At 61.4% G+C, this 15,544-nt stretch carries 15 protein-coding genes; 6 read left to right on the forward strand and 9 right to left on the reverse strand.

What is annotated here, in order from left to right:
* Nucleotides 1–2: 2 nt before the first annotated feature.
* The 5 genes from EKN07_RS01050 to EKN07_RS01070 all read right to left on the reverse strand — a co-directional run bounded on the left by EKN07_RS01050 (nt 3) and on the right by EKN07_RS01070 (nt 5,918).
* On the reverse strand, nt 3–1,337 hold the full coding sequence (locus EKN07_RS01050) for an ABC transporter substrate-binding protein (RefSeq protein WP_108715426.1): 1,335 nt from the start codon (nt 1,335–1,337) through the stop codon (nt 3–5).
* 278 nt (nt 1,338–1,615) lie between these two features.
* On the reverse strand, nt 1,616–2,455 hold the full coding sequence (locus EKN07_RS01055) for an LD-carboxypeptidase (RefSeq protein ID WP_126145441.1): 840 nt from the start codon (nt 2,453–2,455) through the stop codon (nt 1,616–1,618).
* Between the two features lie 92 nt (nt 2,456–2,547).
* A complete protein-coding gene (locus EKN07_RS01060; RefSeq protein ID WP_126145442.1) occupies nt 2,548–3,747 on the reverse strand; it encodes a DMT family transporter in 1,200 nt (399 codons plus the stop codon).
* A gap of 92 nt (nt 3,748–3,839) precedes the next feature.
* Nucleotides 3,840–4,967 carry a glycosyltransferase family 4 protein gene (locus EKN07_RS01065; RefSeq protein ID WP_126145443.1) on the reverse strand — a complete coding sequence of 376 codons (1,128 nt, stop codon included), beginning with the start codon at nt 4,965–4,967 and terminating at the stop codon, nt 3,840–3,842.
* Nucleotides 4,968–5,114: 147 nt separating this feature from the next.
* Nucleotides 5,115–5,918, reverse strand: a complete 804-nt coding sequence (locus EKN07_RS01070; RefSeq protein ID WP_108715430.1) for an IclR family transcriptional regulator — start codon at nt 5,916–5,918, stop codon at nt 5,115–5,117.
* A 91-nt stretch (nt 5,919–6,009) separates the two neighbouring features.
* Here EKN07_RS01070 and leuC point away from each other — a divergent pair, with 91 nt between their 5' ends.
* The 4 genes from leuC (at nt 6,010) to EKN07_RS01090 (ending at nt 10,533) form a co-directional block, all read left to right on the forward strand.
* On the forward strand, nt 6,010–7,407 hold the full coding sequence (leuC, locus tag EKN07_RS01075) for a 3-isopropylmalate dehydratase large subunit (RefSeq protein WP_108715431.1): 1,398 nt from the start codon (nt 6,010–6,012) through the stop codon (nt 7,405–7,407).
* Nucleotides 7,408–7,431: 24 nt separating this feature from the next.
* A complete protein-coding gene (leuD, locus tag EKN07_RS01080; RefSeq protein WP_108715432.1) occupies nt 7,432–8,088 on the forward strand; it encodes a 3-isopropylmalate dehydratase small subunit in 657 nt (218 codons plus the stop codon).
* Between the two features lie 83 nt (nt 8,089–8,171).
* Nucleotides 8,172–9,494, forward strand: coding sequence for a UDP-N-acetylglucosamine 1-carboxyvinyltransferase (murA, locus tag EKN07_RS01085; protein WP_126145444.1), 1,323 nt, complete (start codon nt 8,172–8,174; stop codon nt 9,492–9,494).
* Nucleotides 9,472–10,533 (forward strand): lysophospholipid acyltransferase family protein, encoded by a 1,062-nt coding sequence (locus tag EKN07_RS01090; RefSeq protein WP_164505462.1) that lies wholly within the window; start codon nt 9,472–9,474, stop codon nt 10,531–10,533. The genes murA and EKN07_RS01090 overlap by 23 nt, the downstream gene beginning before the upstream one ends.
* A 79-nt stretch (nt 10,534–10,612) precedes the next feature.
* On the opposite strand, the gene EKN07_RS01095 is transcribed toward EKN07_RS01090, so the two are convergent.
* The gene (locus EKN07_RS01095) at nt 10,613–11,245 is read right to left on the reverse strand and encodes a hypothetical protein (protein ID WP_108715434.1); all 633 of its coding nucleotides are present in this window, start codon (nt 11,243–11,245) and stop codon (nt 10,613–10,615) included.
* Nucleotides 11,246–11,488: 243 nt separating this feature from the next.
* Here EKN07_RS01095 and EKN07_RS01100 point away from each other — a divergent pair, with 243 nt between their 5' ends.
* Nucleotides 11,489–12,691: a D-alanine--D-alanine ligase family protein gene (locus EKN07_RS01100; RefSeq protein WP_108715435.1), complete on the forward strand. Its 1,203-nt coding sequence runs from the start codon at nt 11,489–11,491 to the stop codon at nt 12,689–12,691.
* Nucleotides 12,692–12,721: 30 nt separating this feature from the next.
* Entirely contained in the window at nt 12,722–13,762 is a 1,041-nt protein-coding gene (gene thiL / locus EKN07_RS01105) for a thiamine-phosphate kinase (RefSeq protein ID WP_126145445.1), read from the forward strand.
* A 62-nt stretch (nt 13,763–13,824) separates the two neighbouring features.
* Here thiL and EKN07_RS01110 read toward each other — a convergent pair whose 3' ends face one another.
* Genes EKN07_RS01110 through EKN07_RS01120 form a run of 3 tightly spaced genes read right to left on the reverse strand, consistent with a single transcriptional unit; the run spans nt 13,825 to nt 15,544 of the window.
* Nucleotides 13,825–14,163: a hypothetical protein gene (locus EKN07_RS01110; protein WP_126145446.1), complete on the reverse strand. Its 339-nt coding sequence runs from the start codon at nt 14,161–14,163 to the stop codon at nt 13,825–13,827.
* Nucleotides 14,160–14,867 carry an LppA family lipoprotein gene (locus EKN07_RS01115; RefSeq protein WP_164546567.1) on the reverse strand — a complete coding sequence of 236 codons (708 nt, stop codon included), beginning with the start codon at nt 14,865–14,867 and terminating at the stop codon, nt 14,160–14,162. The genes EKN07_RS01110 and EKN07_RS01115 overlap by 4 nt, the downstream gene beginning before the upstream one ends.
* On the reverse strand, nt 14,864–15,544 hold the full coding sequence (locus tag EKN07_RS01120; protein ID WP_164546568.1) for an LppA family lipoprotein: 681 nt from the start codon (nt 15,542–15,544) through the stop codon (nt 14,864–14,866). Before EKN07_RS01120 ends, EKN07_RS01115 begins: the two co-directional genes overlap by 4 nt.

Below are 15,544 nucleotides of genomic sequence, written 5' to 3' on the forward strand. Positions count from 1 at the left end.
CCTTATCCGCCGTAGGCGCTGACGGCCGCTTCCTCAAGGCGTTGCGCGGTTCCGTCAACATCGGATGGGTTCTGGTAGAAGGTAATCATTTCAGCCCAGAAGCCCTGGCCTTCGGTCCCACCGAAGGCCGTGGGTGTGAGGTCGGAGAGATCGAAGCGGAAGACTTCCGCGTCTACCAGTTGCTGAGCGATGTCTCGTGAGGTGTCATCGGGGTAAAGAGCCATGTCAGCGTTTTGGTTCGGCGATGTGAACCCACCCTTGGCAATCCAAATATTCGCAGCAGTTGGGGACGCCAGGTACTTCATCAGTGCCTGTGTGCCCTCGCCGTCGTCGAAGGCGACGGCGACATTTCCGGCTCCCATAACGGACTGTGGGGAGTCGTCGATAGACGGGAACGGATAGAAGTTTGCGTCCTCACCGACGACGGCGTTCGTCTGGTCGGTGATGTTACCGGCGACGAAGTCGCCCTCGTAGACAGTCGCGCCCTCCGGGGTATCGCGGAAAACTGCGGTGACAGAATCCGGGAATGTGCGCTGTGATCCGCCGGCCAGAACAATGTCATCATTGCCCCAAAGCTCGCCGAGAATGGTCAACGCCTCCTTCACCGATTCATCGGTCCAAGGAATCTCATGGTTGGCCAGCTGGTCGTACATTTCGGGACCGGCAGTACGTAGATAGACGTTTTCAAACCAGTCCGTCAACGGCCATCCGACGTCGGCTCCGACAACGAGGCCGGGAACACCCGAGTCGGAAACCGTCTGCAGGGTCGTGGTGAAGTCGTCCCAGCTCTTGGGAATGTCGACTCCAGCATCCTCGTAGGCGGCGACGTTGTACCAGATGGTCGATTTGTTGGCGGCCTTGAACCAGACTCCATATGAGGTGCCGTCGACGGTACCGAGGTCGAGCCACGTATCCGAATAGTTGGCCTGTACTTCCTCAAGGACATCATCCGCGAGCGGGGAGATCGAACCGTCTTGGGCTAGCTGCGTCATGAGCCCGGGTTGTGGAATCAACGCCACATTTGGCGGCTTTCCACCCTCGATCTGAGTACCGAGTGTTGTGGCGACGTTGTTGCCCAGCGATGTGTAGACAGTCTCCGCTCCTGTTTGCCTCTCGAATTCGTCGAGAACGGCCTCGAAGTTCTCCTGTTCTGCGCCGGACCAGTCTGCGGCGACATTGAGGGTTTGGCCGGAGAGATCCGGCAGATCCAGATCCTCGACATTGACTGTGGGGCCGCTGGAGTCCGTTGTGGTGTTCTCGGTGTCACTCCCGGAACAAGCTGTTAGTACTAATGCGGCGCTGGCGAGTATCGCGAGCGCTGAGCTGCATCGTTGCATGTTTCCTCCTGAGGTGTTTTCGGCGAGCAACTCACTACTCACAATAGGTGTGATGTGGCGCACTTTCAAGTACTTGGATGTTTGTGCTGCTCAGCGAGGTGCGTGCACTGGTATCGCTGGGGCGGAGGTCTCGCCTCGGCAGCGGGTAGGGAGAAGCCGAGCGGGTAGGGAGAAGCCGAGCGGGTAGGAAGAAGCCGGGTAGGCGGGAGGTGTGCCGCAGCAGTTGCGGCAATGGTGTGTGGTTGAGGTGGCAGCACCGGCGTACCGCAGTGCTGGAATCAGGGGTGGGAGGGGATACCGGTGCCGAGAGTAACCGCTGCGCAATCTGGGGAATGCCCGACGTCGGGCACCTCCACAACCGGTATGCCGGGCGCATAATGGCGGATAATCTCCAGTGCCGTGGCCCGTTGTCCGGCTTCGTCGATACGGGTGAGCTGTCCGACGGCGACGGCCCGCACCTTGTGGAAGGTTCCCGCCTGGCTATGCTGGGCGAGATAGCCGACGATACTTCGCAAGGAAGGGCCGAGAGACTCGATGAGGAACACGCTGCCGGTGACATCGGGCCAGTAAGGTGTACCCGCTAGTTTCAGAAAGCAGCGTAGATTCCCTCCCGTCCATGGAAGTCGTAAAACTTCCGCAGCGGTGATGCCCGGTTCGGTTATCACTCGGTCCGGACGGCATATCACCGCGTTGAGTACATGGTTCAAGGGGTCAAAGCCACGGCGCAGTCCGGCCAGGAGATTCCACAAGACGGTATGTTGGCCGGTTCGAGCCGAGATGGCGCCGAGCACACAACTAAGATCGGAGTAACCGATCAGTGGCTTCGGATGGCTGGAGATGAGGGGCCAATCGAGGTAGGGCAGGACCTCGTTGGCCAGATTTCCGCCGGAGATATCGACGATGCCGACAGCCTGCTCGTCGGCATAGGCGGCGTTGAGCAGGTCGGCGCGCAACTGCGGATCCCAGCGTTCGGCGGGCTGCGTGGCGGCGGCATTCACGACGGCGCGTGCGTCGAGATGATAACCCGCTGCGGCGAGCGCCGAACTGAGAGTCGGCAAATGTTCGTCGGCCCAGGGGAACAACGGATCGGAACATGACGTCATAGCAAGACGACGCATGCTCTTATGCTACCGGCTCGGGCTGCGTGGCGTTCAGCGCAAGGAATGGCGAATGGTCAATGTTGGCGACGTCGAATCCGGCAACCGCTCGATCACAGCAAGGAGTAGGCCCACATGCCTACGGCTACCAGTGCGGCACCACAGAGCCTCTCCACAGTGAGTGGGGAGACTTTCGTGCTGAACCAACCGAAGTGGTCTATGGCAACCGAGGCGGTGATCTGGCCGCACAGCGCGACAAGGATCGCCGGTCCGGTGCCGATAACCGGAGCTGCACTAGCCAGGCCCACTACGAATGCGGCGCCGAGCGGGCCTCCCAACCACATCCACCATGGCGTAAGCGGTATCCGGCGTGGCCGCCAGCGCAGTGCAATCAGCAGCAGGAGAAGGAAAACCGTGGAGGTGGAGTAGGAGACCAGGCCCGATGAGATCGACGATCCCATGGCCACGGTGAGGCGGCCATTAACCGCTGTTTGCACGGCGGACAGCACGCCGACGCCTGCTCCGAGTAGAAAATAAACAGGTGTGATTGTGCTGCGTGCTTTGGAGGTGAGTGTCGTTTCGCCGGTGCGAGTGGACGCCTTATCGCCGACGCGACGTCGGTGCCACCCTTGCGTCGGCCCGATAATCGCGAGGTAAATGCCGAGCAGCACCGCGAGGACGCCGAGGAGGCGTGGCAGCGACATTGCGCGTACCAGGGATTCGAACCAACCTTGAGAATCTATGAGGACGCCAGCTGCGATCTTCCCAATTAGCGGCAGGATGACCGAACCGGCGGCGCCAATGTGGGGGAAAAGCAGTATCAGCGCGACAAGTGCGGTGGCACCGAGCAGGCCGCCGGAGAAAGCCCATAGCGGCGTATGCGGTGCGACCGTGAGGGGAAGACCACGAACTAGGGCGACGAGCGCGAGCGTCAGCGAGCCCACGATGAAGGCGACAAGGGCAGCGCCGACTGCGGCCTGCAGGCTCGCCCGTCGGGCGGAGGGGGACCTCCGGACAAAAGCCGGCTTGCCCCCGTCGCCACGAGGGACCGCGCGGTCGGAGGGGGCGGATGGGCCCGAGGGGAAAGCCCCGCCGGAGGGCATGGACTCACCGGGAGCGCTTGCTCCGTCCGCGGTGATTGCTCCGTCTTCAGCCGAAGATCCAGTGACAGGCATGAGTTCGCGGCCATCGCCGTTTGGCACAGCCCTCGCGTCATCGGACTGAGAGAATCCGGCGCGGAGCCGAGAATTCATTGCCGTCTGAATGGGCAGCGCGCAACCTGCGGCAATCGTGAAGATAAGAATTGCGATCATGACCCTGTGGCCTCCTCCTGGTGGCGAATTAACAGCGGGCTAGTTAGCGGTGCGACGGCTGACTTTTCCGATGGCGGCTCGCAAGAGACGAGTCACGAGAGCTCTTCCAGTAAGGGGCGAGCGAGGATATCCCAGCGCCAAGCCTGATCCAACCACTCCTTACCGGCGCGGCCCATCGCCTTGGCGCGATCCGGGTCTTCAAGTAGATAACACAGAGCGGCGATGCTGGCCTCGACACTATGGCCGGAAGCAACCAGGCCTGTTTTTCCGGGAAGAACAGCCTCGGGAGCACCGCCGGAATCTCCGCTGATCGCGGGAAGTCCGGCGGCGTAGGCCTCTAGATACACAATTCCGAGTCCTTCGATGTCCAAGCCCCCGCCACGTGTGCGGCACGGCATGGCGAAGATATCTCCCAAACTGTAGTGGGCAGCAAGTTCCTCGTAAGGCACCTCCCCGGTGAAGGTAATGGCATCCGCGGCAGGAGAGGTGGCAGCGAGCTCCCGCAGACGAGCCTCGTAGGGACCTTTTCCGACGATGACCAGCTGTGCTCTCGGGAAGCGGGCGCATACCTGCGGCCAAGCCGCGATGAGTGTGTCCTGCCCTTTGCGCTCGACCAGGCGGGAGATGCACACCACGACGGGCGCGTCATCGGCAATCCCATAGCGCTCACGCAGAGCAGTGCGCCAGGTGGCGGAGAATGCAAAAGCCTCGGGGTCGATTCCACCGGGTAGGCGCACGCGGTGGACATCGCCCAGGCAGCCGCGTAAACGGCGCAGGGTTGCCTCGGTGAGATAGGTGACGGTATCGGCATGAGTGAGGATGCGGCGCAGAAATTGGCGTGCTCCGGGCAGCATGGACCAACCGATTTCATGTCCGTGCGTGGTCGCGATAATATGCGTGGCTCCGGCGTCTCGGGCGGCCTCGCCCATGATTCCCAGCGGCGTTGACGCTCCGAACCAGACGTTGTCCACCGAATGCTCGCGGATAATGCGCTGCATTTCGCGCCGCACCCGCGGTGTGGGGAGCATCATGGTGCCGGGGTAACGGTAGGTGCGCCACGGCTGGGCGCCGTCGTATTCTTCGGCGCCTCCGCCGGGCGGGCTGGAACAATAGACGACGAACTGCTCGGGATCGAGTAGCCGAGCAAAGCCTTCAAGGTACGTCTGGATCCCGCCTTTGCGGGGCGGAAAGTCATTGGTGACCAGAAGGGTTTTTCTCATCCTTATATCGTATGCCAGGGCGACGTCGAGCCACGGCATATCCCACCGGATGTGGTCAGTGGCGATCAATCACGGCGGCGAGCGATCACAAAGCGACACCCCGTCGCGCTGTAGCTCAGCGGGGCGGATCGGGTGACGAGCGTCTCGTCAGTCGTGGTCCTCGTCGGGCATTTCAAGGCCTTCCGTGGTCTGCAGGACATCGCTGAGACGATTCGCGGCAGTGACCACGGCAGCCGCATGTTGGCGCCCCGGCTGGCGACCCATTCGCTCAATTGGGCCGGATATCGAGACGGCGGCGATGACTCGGCCGGATGGTCCGCGCACGGGTGCGGAGATGGAGGCAACTCCGGGTTCGCGTTCGCCAACGGACTGCGCCCAGCCACGACGTCGTACGGCTGACAGATTGGTGGCGGTGTAGCTTGCTCCGTGCAGGCCCCGGTGTAAACGGTCCGGCTCCTCCCAGGCCAGCAGCACCTGCGCGGCCGAACCTGCCTTCATGGACAACGTTGCACCTACCGGGATGGAATCACGTAAGCCCATGGCGCGTTCGGCTGCGGCTACACACACCCGTTGTTCGCCTTGATGCCGGAATAACTGCGCCGATTCGCCGGTGTGATCGCGCAATGCCGTGAGTATCGGGCCGGCAGCAGCCAGAAGGCGGTCCTCACCAGCTGCTGATGCCAGCTCGGCCAGGCGGGGACCGAGGACGAATCGTCCCTGCATGTCGCGAGCCACCATGCGGTGATACTCCAGTGCTACCGCGAGGCGATGCGCTGTCGGTCGTGCCAGATGGGTTGCGGTGACGAGCTGCGCCAAGGTCTGCGGACCCGACTCAAGTGCACTGAGTACGGAGGCAGCTTTGTCAAGTACACCGACGCCGCTTCCTTCGGCCGCGCCTGCCTTGAGGTCACCATCGACCGCAGAATTGGATGACGGTTTCGAACTGTCCATGCTCTGATATTCTCATCTCAAAGCGTGAGATGCAAACGCGTGGCAGTATCGCATTGCGCGAGTGTAGTTTCACGGCCAGCAAGGAGTAGTAATGAGCGGAACCCTCGCAGAAAAGGTTTGGAACGATCATATCGTTAAGCACGGGGAGAACGGTTCCCCGGACTTGCTATATGTCGACCTGCAGCTTGTCCATGAGGTGACAAGCCCGCAAGCCTTCGAAGGGCTACGACTAGCCGGTCGACGCGTTCGTCACCCGGAACAGACGATTGCAACCGAGGACCATAATACTCCAACGGTGAATATCGACCTGCCAATTGCCGACGAGACCTCGCGCGCACAAATCAACCAACTGCGTGAGAACTGCGAGGAATTCGGTGTACCGCTGTACTCGCTAGGTAACGCGGATCAGGGGATTGTGCACGTTGTCGGCCCGCAACTGGGACTCACACAGCCGGGTATGACCATCGTGTGTGGCGACTCGCACACGTCGACGCACGGAGCCTTCGGAGCGCTCGCTTTCGGTATCGGCACTTCGCAGGTCGAGCACGTACTGGCCACGCAGACGCTTCCCATGGCGCCATTTAAGACGATGGCCGTGAACGTGAGCGGCCAGCTTAAGCCGGGAACAACCGCCAAGGACATTATTCTCGCCATCATCGCGAAAATCGGCACCAATGGTGCGCAGGGTCATGTCATTGAGTATCGCGGCGAGGCGATCCGTTCGCTCTCGATGGAAGCGCGGATGACGATTTGCAATATGTCGATTGAGGCGGGAGCCCGGGCCGGCATGATCGCCCCGGACGAGACAACCTTCGACTACATCAAGGGACGTCCCAACGCGCCGGAGAACTGGGACGAGGCAGTCGCGTACTGGCGGACCCTCATTTCCGACGACGACGCTGTGTTCGACGCGGTTGTTGATCTGGATGCATCCGAGTTGGAGCCCTTCGTTACCTGGGGGACCAATCCCGGGCAGGGCATTCCCATCTCCGGCGTCGTACCTGAGCCATCGGATATCGCCGATGAGACCCAGCGGCGGGCGGCGGAGTCGGCCATTGAGTATATGGGCTTGGTTCCGGGCACACCCATGCGCGAGATTGCGGTTGATACGGTGTTCATCGGTTCGTGTACTAACGGTCGAATCGAAGATTTGCGTGCGGTCGCCTCCGTGATCAAGGGACGGAAGAAGGCGGAGGGGCTGCGGGTACTTGTAGTTCCCGGCTCCGCCCGCGTGCGTCTGCAGGCAGAGGCGGAGGGCCTGGATCGGATATTCCTCGATTTCGGCGCGGAATGGCGAAATGCGGGCTGTTCCATGTGCCTGGCCATGAATCCCGATAAGCTCTCGCCGGGTGAACGTTCCGCGTCGACGTCGAACCGTAATTTCCAGGGACGGCAGGGGCCTGGTGGCCGGACGCATTTGGTCTCACCGCTGGTGGCTGCGGCCACCGCAGTGAAAGGTACCTTCGCTACCCCGGCGGATTTGAACTGAGCGACGAATCGAGAGGACGAGACCATGGAGAAGTTCACCACTCATACCGGTATCGGAGTTCCGCTGCGCCGCTCGGCGGTCGATACGGATCAAATCATTCCTGCCGTTTACCTCAAACGTATTACCCGGACCGGGTTCGACGACGCACTATTCGCGGCTTGGCGGCGCGATCCTGCATTCGTGCTCAACCGTGAGGAGTACCGGCGTGGTTCTGTGCTGGTGGCGGGCCCGGATTTCGGCACTGGATCGTCGCGCGAGCACGCGGTGTGGGCGCTGAAGGATTATGGTTTCCGCGCCGTGCTCGCCCCGAAATTCGCGGATATTTTCCGCGGCAATGCGGGCAAGCAGGGCCTAGTGGCCGGGGTGTGTACCCAGGAAGACATTGAGCAACTGTGGAAGCTTCTCGAAAACGAGCCGGGGCTGGAAGTAACTGTGGACCTGGTCGAACGCCAGGTCCGCTGTGGTGCCTTCATCTGCGATTTTCAGCTTGACGATTACACCCGCTGGTGCTTGATGGAAGGGCTGGACGATATCGCGCTGACTCTGCGCGATGAGGCTGCTATCACGGCGTACGAGGCGGCCCGCCCGAGTTTCAAACCCGCGACTCTACCCCAAAAGCACCTTCCCGCAGTTGAAGTGGTCTCCGCGCGGCCGGTGAGTGGAGATGCACCGTTGGCCTAGAGAGCTATTCTGGTATAGCCTACAGTTCTCTAGAAGGCGGCCAGCTGGGCGAACACGGTTGGCCGGGTGCCGAAGGGAAGAATATGACGAAACTCCGGGTACAAGGCGGAACACCGCTCTCTGGCGAAATCACCGTACGCGGGGCAAAGAACTTCGTGTCAAAGGCAATGGTTGCCACCTTGCTTGCCCCCGAGACTTCGACGCTACGCAACGTACCCCTGATCCGGGACGTTGAGGTCGTTACGGAGCTACTCCGATTACACGGCGTGCAGGTCGACTATGACCAGGAAGCCGGGACTCTATCCATCACCCCCGGGGTTACCCACCTGCCCGAGAATCCGGAGGAAATGGACCGTTTGGCCGGGTCCTCGCGCATCCCCATTCTGTTTGCGGGACCGCTGCTGCATAACCTCGGTGAGGCCTTTATCCCGGATCTAGGCGGATGCCATATCGGTGACCGCCCCGTGAATTTCCATCTCAACGTGCTGGAGGACTTCGGCGCCAAGCGCATCCAAGAGCCGGCCGGTATGCATTTGGTTGCGCCGAAGGGGCTCAAGGCGCGTCCGGTCCGCCTGCCGTACCCATCGGTTGGTGCAACTGAGCAGACCCTGCTGACGGCAGTAATGGCCGAAGGTATCACAGAGCTGACCAATGCTGCGATTGAACCGGAAATCATGGATCTGATCGCGGTGTTGCAGAAGATGGGTGCGATTATTTCGGTGGACACTGATCGGACAATTCGCGTCGAAGGCGTTGATCGCCTCGTCGGCTTCTCCCATACGGCTCTGCCCGACCGTATCGAGGCCGGTTCCTGGGCCTGCGCTGCACTGGCAACCGGCGGAGACGTCTTTGTACGCGGTGCCGAGCAACAGGCAATGACGAGTTTCCTCAATGTCTTCCGCAAGGTTGGCGGAGCATTCGATGTGCGCGACGACGGCATCCGTTTCTGGCATCCGGGCGGTGAGCTCCATTCGATGGCACTGCAGACCGACGTTCACCCCGGCTTCATGACCGACTGGCAACAGCCGCTCGTCGTCGCTCTCACGCAGGCCTCCGGAATCTCGATCGTGCACGAAACCGTGTATGAGAACCGCTTCGGCTTCACCGAAGCCCTGGTGGAAATGGGTGCCCACATCCAGACCTATCGAGAGTGCCTGGGCGGACTGCCGTGCCGATTCGGTCAGCGTAACTTCTATCACTCGGCGGTTATTCAGGGGCCGACCAAACTTCACGCCGCAGATATCGAAGTGCCCGATTTGCGCGGCGGGTTTTCCCATCTGATCGCCGCTCTGGCAGCCGATGGCTGCTCACTCGTTTCCGGTATCGACATCATTGACCGTGGCTACGAGCACTTCATGCAGAAGCTCGGAGCGTTGGGCGCAGATGTTGAAAAGATTGCGGAGTGAGGCACGCGCGGTCGATGAGCCGAGCTGTTCGGCTCTTGCCGCAGTGAATGTGGCGGCGCTGCGGGGAGGAGGAGTGGCCGAGGACGTTGGACTCTTCTCCAGATTGCGGACGCGGTGCGCCCACACACGCCTTGCCTGGCGGTCCCGGCGCGGGCAGCGGCCGGGGCCACTGGTGATGCGCCTTGTCGCGCCACCGTTGGTGGCGCTCACGCATGCCATACAGGATATGCGAGTCGACGGTGCGGCGACGCTCCCTACCGGCCCCCTGTTGGTTGTCGCCAATCACACCTGCCACCTTGATGCGCTCACGGTGGGCGTCGCGCTTTATGAGGCGGGGATCGCCCCGCATTTCGCAGCGCGGGCGGATCTGTTCCGGGTGCCGGTGGTGGGGTGGATTCTGCGGCGAATGGGCCAGATTCCGGTTCACCGTTCCGATGATGGCGAAGGCGACGCAGCTGCCGCTATGACCGAGATGGCCGAGAGGTTGCAACGGGGCGAATGCGTCGTCGTCTTCCCGGAAGGAACCTTCACTCGCGATCCCGAGAAGTGGCCAATGCGGGCAAAAACCGGTGCGGCACGGTTGGCCCTGAGATTCCCGGGTGTGCCGGTGGTAGGTCTCGCCCATTGGGGCAATGAGGGCCTTATCGATCCATGGACAGGGAAAGTGGCCTGGCAAAGGCTTGGGCGGCAATCCTCACGGTTGGATGTGCGTTTCACCGCGCCGTTGAACCTAAAACAGTTCTGGGGGAGTGACGCGACCTATGAGCTGCTCACCGACATGACAGAGTCGATGATGACGACGATCACCGACGAGCTGGCGCTACTGCGGTCCGAGGACCCGGCTTCTGCTGGGCTGACGCCGCGGAAGCGCCGCTGGGACCGGACCATCGACGGTGACCCGTACCGTGTGCAGAACGCCCGTAACAAGGCACGACGTCGTCGAGCCGAACGAAGGAGGGCGCGGCTGCTGCTGACAACCGGACTGTTAGGTACGAGCGCCTTTCTACGTCGTATCCGTGATGGCCGACGCGGGAATTGACCGGCGTCGGCATATGCCGTGTTCGAGCGGCAGGGGAACATGCACGGCCGTGCGTACGCGTGAACGTTCTCTTGTGCTCTCAGTCGCGTGCGATGTCGATGACGATTCTGTCCGGATCGCTGAGACGCGTGATGCGATAGGAGCGTTCGCGGTCTGTACCGATGTAAATGAGGTGAGATCCTTCGAAGGGATAGGCCACATCGGCGTCTTGGATAACGGTTGTATCGGCCACTGCGGCGGGATTAAGTGACGGTGGGTCTGCTTGCTCGGGGTAAGTGACTCCGCTGACTGACACTTGCAGGTAGGTGGCGCCGCCCATGTCGATACGGTCTCCCTTGCCGTCGCTAATCGGTTCGTCTACCCACTGCGCGTACCATTGCAGATCACCGTCGCCAGCGGAGTATTCGACGACGAGTCGGTCGTAGCCGTCGTGCCCACCCAGACGCGAGGACACCGGCACGTAGGTACCGGAGACATTGAGGTAGTCTTCGCTCTGCGACATGCCGGTGACAAAGCCATCATCCGCCTCATCCGGGTCCGACGGCGTCGCCACGGGTGTCGTACCCGCCGTCGACGGTTGCGCCGAGCTGGTGGAACTCTTCGGCGGGGTTGTCTGTGGGGAAGTTGAAGGAGAAGACGATTCCGAACCGGTACAGGCACTCAGGCCTGCCACGACGGCGAAGCACAGTGCAAGGTGACGGACGCGCTTCATAAGTCCTCCTGGTCATGTCGACGGTGCCGACATGACGACACCCGCGGATCACTAGGATTAACTCTAGGCCGTGATCGCCTAGAAGCGTGCGCACACCGCGCTCGACTGGGCAAACGAGATCGAACTGTGACACTGTGGGCAAGAAGATTGCCGGTGCCTCCGGCGCTGACACTCGGCGTGAGAGCACATGACAGGCTAGGCTAGGCATTGGTAGCGCCGGGTTCGATATGAAAGGGCAGCGTCGTGGCATCGAAGAAACGGGTCGCGCTAATTTACGGCGGTGTGTCAGGCGAGCACTCGGTGTCCTGCCTGACTGCGGCTTCCGTGATGCGCGCAATGGACCCGCAGAAGTACGAAATTCTTCCGATCGGTATCCGCAAGGATGGCACCTGGGTTCCCGGTGTACAAGATCCGGCCGTGTTGGAAGCTGCTGGACCGCGCGGCGAGGTTGCCGCTTCAAGCGGCGAAGTATTGCTGGGCAAGCAGAAAGATAACGGTGTCGCCTACTCGGTCAGCACTGTGCCAAGCGATGACGCGCACAACGCGTCCTCTGCCACGACGACGGCGCAGACTAGGGAGGTCAATGGCGCTCTGGCGACGCTGGGCGGACAGCAGTGCGGCCCCGTGCTCAGCGAGTTAGGGCGTATCGATGTCGCCTTCCCACTGCTCCACGGCCCCTTCGGTGAGGATGGCACAATCCAGGGCATGTTGGAAATGACCGGTATCCCGTATGTAGGATCGGGTGTTTTTGCCTCGGCAGCCGGAATGGATAAACACTATATGAAGGTGGTACTGGAAGCGGCGGGCTTGCCGGTGGCGCCTTACGTTCTGGTGACCGCGCGGCGGTGGCGCACGGAGCGTGATGCCATACTCCAGGAAGTCGAACAGCGGTTACGGTATCCCATATTCGTCAAGCCTGCCCGTGCCGGTTCTTCTCTCGGTATCTCACGTGTCGAGGATGCCAGTGGGTTGGCCGCGGCGGTGCAACTGGCACAGGAAACGGATCCCAAGGTCATCATCGAACAGGGTGTGGCTGGCCGCGAGATCGAGTGTGCGGTTCTGGGCGGGCATGGCGATGAGTCGGCTCGAGCCTCCGTACTCGGTGAAATCGTGCTGGACAGCCAGTGGTACGACTACCAGACGAAGTACATTCAGACCGAGGGCTTCCACATGGAGATTCCTGCGGCGGTGGATGACGATACGGCTGCCAGAATGCGGGCGATGGCGATCAAGGTCTTTGAAGCCTTCGAATGCGAAGGCATGACGCGGGTGGACTTCTTCCTCACCGATGAAGGCGAGATCGTCGTCAATGAGCACAACACGATTCCCGGATTCACGGCAGTATCCATGTATCCGATTCTGTGGCAGAAAACCGGACTCGACTATTCCGCACTGATCGACGAACTCATCACACTCGCATTGGAGCGTCCGCTTGGTCTGCGCTGACGGGGCGGACGTGGTGCCGTGGTGAAGAGCGTGGCTCTCAGTAGTGGGCGTGTTCGGGACCTCTGCGAAGATGATCTGCTGGCGATTCTGCGCAAGTATCTGCCATCGGCGAGCGGGGTAGTGGTCCCGTCCGGTGATGACAGTGCCGTCTTGCCGGTTCCTGATGGCCGGGTTGCGGTTTCCACGGACATGCTGGTTGAAGATGTGCATTTTCGGCGCGGCTGGTCCAGTGGCGAGGATGTCGGTTGGCGAGCGGCGATGCAGAATCTTGCCGACGCGGTGGCGATGGGTGCTGTGCCGATCTCCCTAGTCGTTTCTCTCGAACTGCCCGGAGACTTACCGGTGGTATGGGTCGAAGGCTTGGCCCGGGGCATGGCTGCCGCCTGTGCGCTGTGTGGCACCGGTGTCGACGGCGGGGATCTGGTGGGCGGTAACAAGGTTGCGATATCGGTGACCGTGCTAGGCACACTGGAAGGGCGTGACCCGGTTCTTCGCTCCGCGGCTCGTTCCGGCGAACCGTTGATCCACGCGGGGGTGCTTGGCCGGGCGGCCGCTGGGATGGCCTTGTTGGGACATGGCTACGCGCGTCGGCGGGCGGCGTTTCTGGATGAAGAAAGCCTTGCCATCGACGACTTTCTACGCCCGAAGCCGCCCCTGCGGCAGGCATTGGCTGCGTGCCGCGATGGGGCCATCGGTGCCTTCATGGACGTATCGGATGGATTACTGCGTGACGCGCGGCGTATGGCGCAGGCGTCCGGTGTGTGGCTTGATATCGAATCAACGCGGTTGGCGGACTCCATACATCCGCTGATTGGAATCGGACGGCGAATGGGAATGGCCGATCCGTGGCAGTGGGCGTTGGAGACTGCCCTCAGCGGGGGAGAGGATCACGGGTTCCTCGGGACTTTGCGGGTGCACGCCGAGCGGGCATGGGGGCTGAACACGCCGACCTTGCCAGATGGTTTTACCCGCATTGGCACGGTGCGAGAGGCGCACGACGGCGGCCTGGTGACCGTTGACGGGCGAGAGATTGCTCTTACCGGGGGCTGGGACCACTTTGGTGGTGCGTGAGGGGAAAGCCGCCCGCCAACTGAGAAGCTGGGTGTACCTTGTGTCTGTATGCCCGGGGAGTTCTAGAGGGGCTCATTCTGGAGGGGTCCGGCGGTGTAGGGCGGCAGGGAGAGGCTATTGAAGGAGGCTGTGACCTTTTCTTCTTGTGCTTGGAAGTCTTCGTATCCGGCTTTGGTTGCCTCGGCGTGTTTGTTGAGGCGTTGTACGAATGTGGTGCGGGAGGTTTCGATCGCCTTGGCGGCGGTTTCGGCACTGGCGCCGAGGTGGCCGTTGATGATGCCGTCATTGGATGCCCGGATGGCATCGCCATTGCCGGTCCCATCGATGATGTTGCCGAGGTCTTCCGTATTTCGTACCAGCGAGGCCAGAACGTTCAGGTTGATGTAAGCCTTCTTGTTCATGGTGTTGTCTCCTCAGTTACAGGTGTTGGTGTTGTGGTGGGCCATTCTTCGGGTTCGATGGTGGCCCAGGTGCCGCGGCCGGAGCCACGTAGGTATTCCGGGATGGGCTCGGTGCCATCGGGCCAGTCATCAAATCCAACACCTTGCGCGCAGCCAGTGTCGACTATAACGGCAGTTGCCCCCTCATACTTGAGAAGGACAGTCGCACCATTGTCAGGGTTGACGAGGATGGCGGCGTTGCCTTTGCTATGGACGTAGGGTTCTGGGGCTTGGAAGCCGTAGGGTGTCGCTAGCTCGTAGACGTCCTGTAAGGCTTGTTCCCAGTTCTCCTCGGTCAACGGAACAGTCGATGTTGCCAGCGTATATCTCTCGGAGATATAGCCTTCTGGACAGTCGATGCGAGCCGATAGGCTGGCTTGGTCGGCGGTGGTGCGGGGTGTCCATTCTCCGACGTCGTATTTGTCGGAGAGCATGTTGTAGATGTTGATGAGGAGGGTGAGGGTTTCGGCGCGGGCCTGGGAGATGGGCATATCGCTGACAGACTGCTGCTGGACGGGTTCCCCGAAATACTTGCTGCGCGTATCCGCACACCCGGCCGTAACAAGCAAGCACAGGCATGCGAGGACGGCGAGGAGGCGGGCCGGGCGTGACAGCAGGCTGTGGGGCCGTGGTGTGGGGCGTGCTATGCGTGGACTGTTGCTCATGGTGTTGTCCCAGTGGTGGGCTCGGGTGTGGTGGTGGGCCATTCTTCGGGTTCGATGGTGGCCCAGCGTCCTCGGCCGGAGCCGCGGAGGTATTCGGGGATGGGCTCGGTGCCGTCGGGCCAGTTGTCAAACCCAACACCACGGGCACAACCGGTATCAATATCAATAGATGTCAGGCCGATATATCCGATGTTGAGTGTTGCGCCGTTGTTCGGATTGAAAAGGACTGCGGCGTTGCCTTCACTGTGGACGTAGGGTTGTGGGGCGGTAAAGCCGTAGGGTTTGGCTAGCTCGTAGACGTCCTGTAGGGCTTGGTCCCAGTTTTCCTCGGTTAATGGACGAGCCGACGACGCCAGCCGATAGGTCTCCGATGCGTAGCCTTCCGGGCACTGTAATCCTGTGGTCAAGCCGACCTGGTCGGCATTCGTCTTCGGTACCCATTCTCCGACGTCGTATTTGTCGGAGAGCATGTTGTAGATGCTGATGAGCAAAGTGAGGGTTTCGGAGCGGGCTTGGGAGATGGGCATATCGCTGACAGACTGCTGCTGGACGGGTTCCCCGAAATACTTGCTGCGCGTATCCGCACACCCGGCCACCACAACCAGACACAGGCTTGCGAGGACGGCGAGGCGGCGGGCCGAGCCTGCCCGCTGGGAGTGATGGTGCAGTGTTGTCAT

Origin of the sequence: Actinobaculum sp. 352 (assembly GCF_003957265.1) — a bacterium.
Classification (GTDB): domain Bacteria; phylum Actinomycetota; class Actinomycetes; order Actinomycetales; family Actinomycetaceae; genus Asp313.

Excerpts from the sequence above, each read along its gene's own strand:
- murA (WP_126145444.1), top strand. The coding sequence starts at position 8,172 with ATGACGAAACTCCGGGTACAAGGCGGAACACCGCTCTCTGGCGAAATC.
- EKN07_RS01050 (WP_108715426.1), bottom strand. The coding sequence starts at position 1,337 with ATGCAACGATGCAGCTCAGCGCTCGCGATACTCGCCAGCGCCGCATTA.
- EKN07_RS01110 (WP_126145446.1), bottom strand. The coding sequence starts at position 14,163 with ATGAACAAGAAGGCTTACATCAACCTGAACGTTCTGGCCTCGCTGGTA.
- EKN07_RS01060 (WP_126145442.1), bottom strand. The coding sequence starts at position 3,747 with ATGATCGCAATTCTTATCTTCACGATTGCCGCAGGTTGCGCGCTGCCC.
- leuD (WP_108715432.1), top strand. The coding sequence starts at position 7,432 with ATGGAGAAGTTCACCACTCATACCGGTATCGGAGTTCCGCTGCGCCGC.
- EKN07_RS01055 (WP_126145441.1), bottom strand. The coding sequence starts at position 2,455 with ATGCGTCGTCTTGCTATGACGTCATGTTCCGATCCGTTGTTCCCCTGG.
- EKN07_RS01120 (WP_164546568.1), bottom strand. The coding sequence starts at position 15,544 with ATGACAACACTGCACCATCACTCCCAGCGGGCAGGCTCGGCCCGCCGC.
- leuC (WP_108715431.1), top strand. The coding sequence starts at position 6,010 with ATGAGCGGAACCCTCGCAGAAAAGGTTTGGAACGATCATATCGTTAAG.
- EKN07_RS01090 (WP_164505462.1), top strand. The coding sequence starts at position 9,472 with ATGTTGAAAAGATTGCGGAGTGAGGCACGCGCGGTCGATGAGCCGAGC.
- EKN07_RS01070 (WP_108715430.1), bottom strand. The coding sequence starts at position 5,918 with ATGGACAGTTCGAAACCGTCATCCAATTCTGCGGTCGATGGTGACCTC.
- EKN07_RS01115 (WP_164546567.1), bottom strand. The coding sequence starts at position 14,867 with ATGAGCAACAGTCCACGCATAGCACGCCCCACACCACGGCCCCACAGC.
- EKN07_RS01065 (WP_126145443.1), bottom strand. The coding sequence starts at position 4,967 with ATGAGAAAAACCCTTCTGGTCACCAATGACTTTCCGCCCCGCAAAGGC.
- EKN07_RS01095 (WP_108715434.1), bottom strand. The coding sequence starts at position 11,245 with ATGAAGCGCGTCCGTCACCTTGCACTGTGCTTCGCCGTCGTGGCAGGC.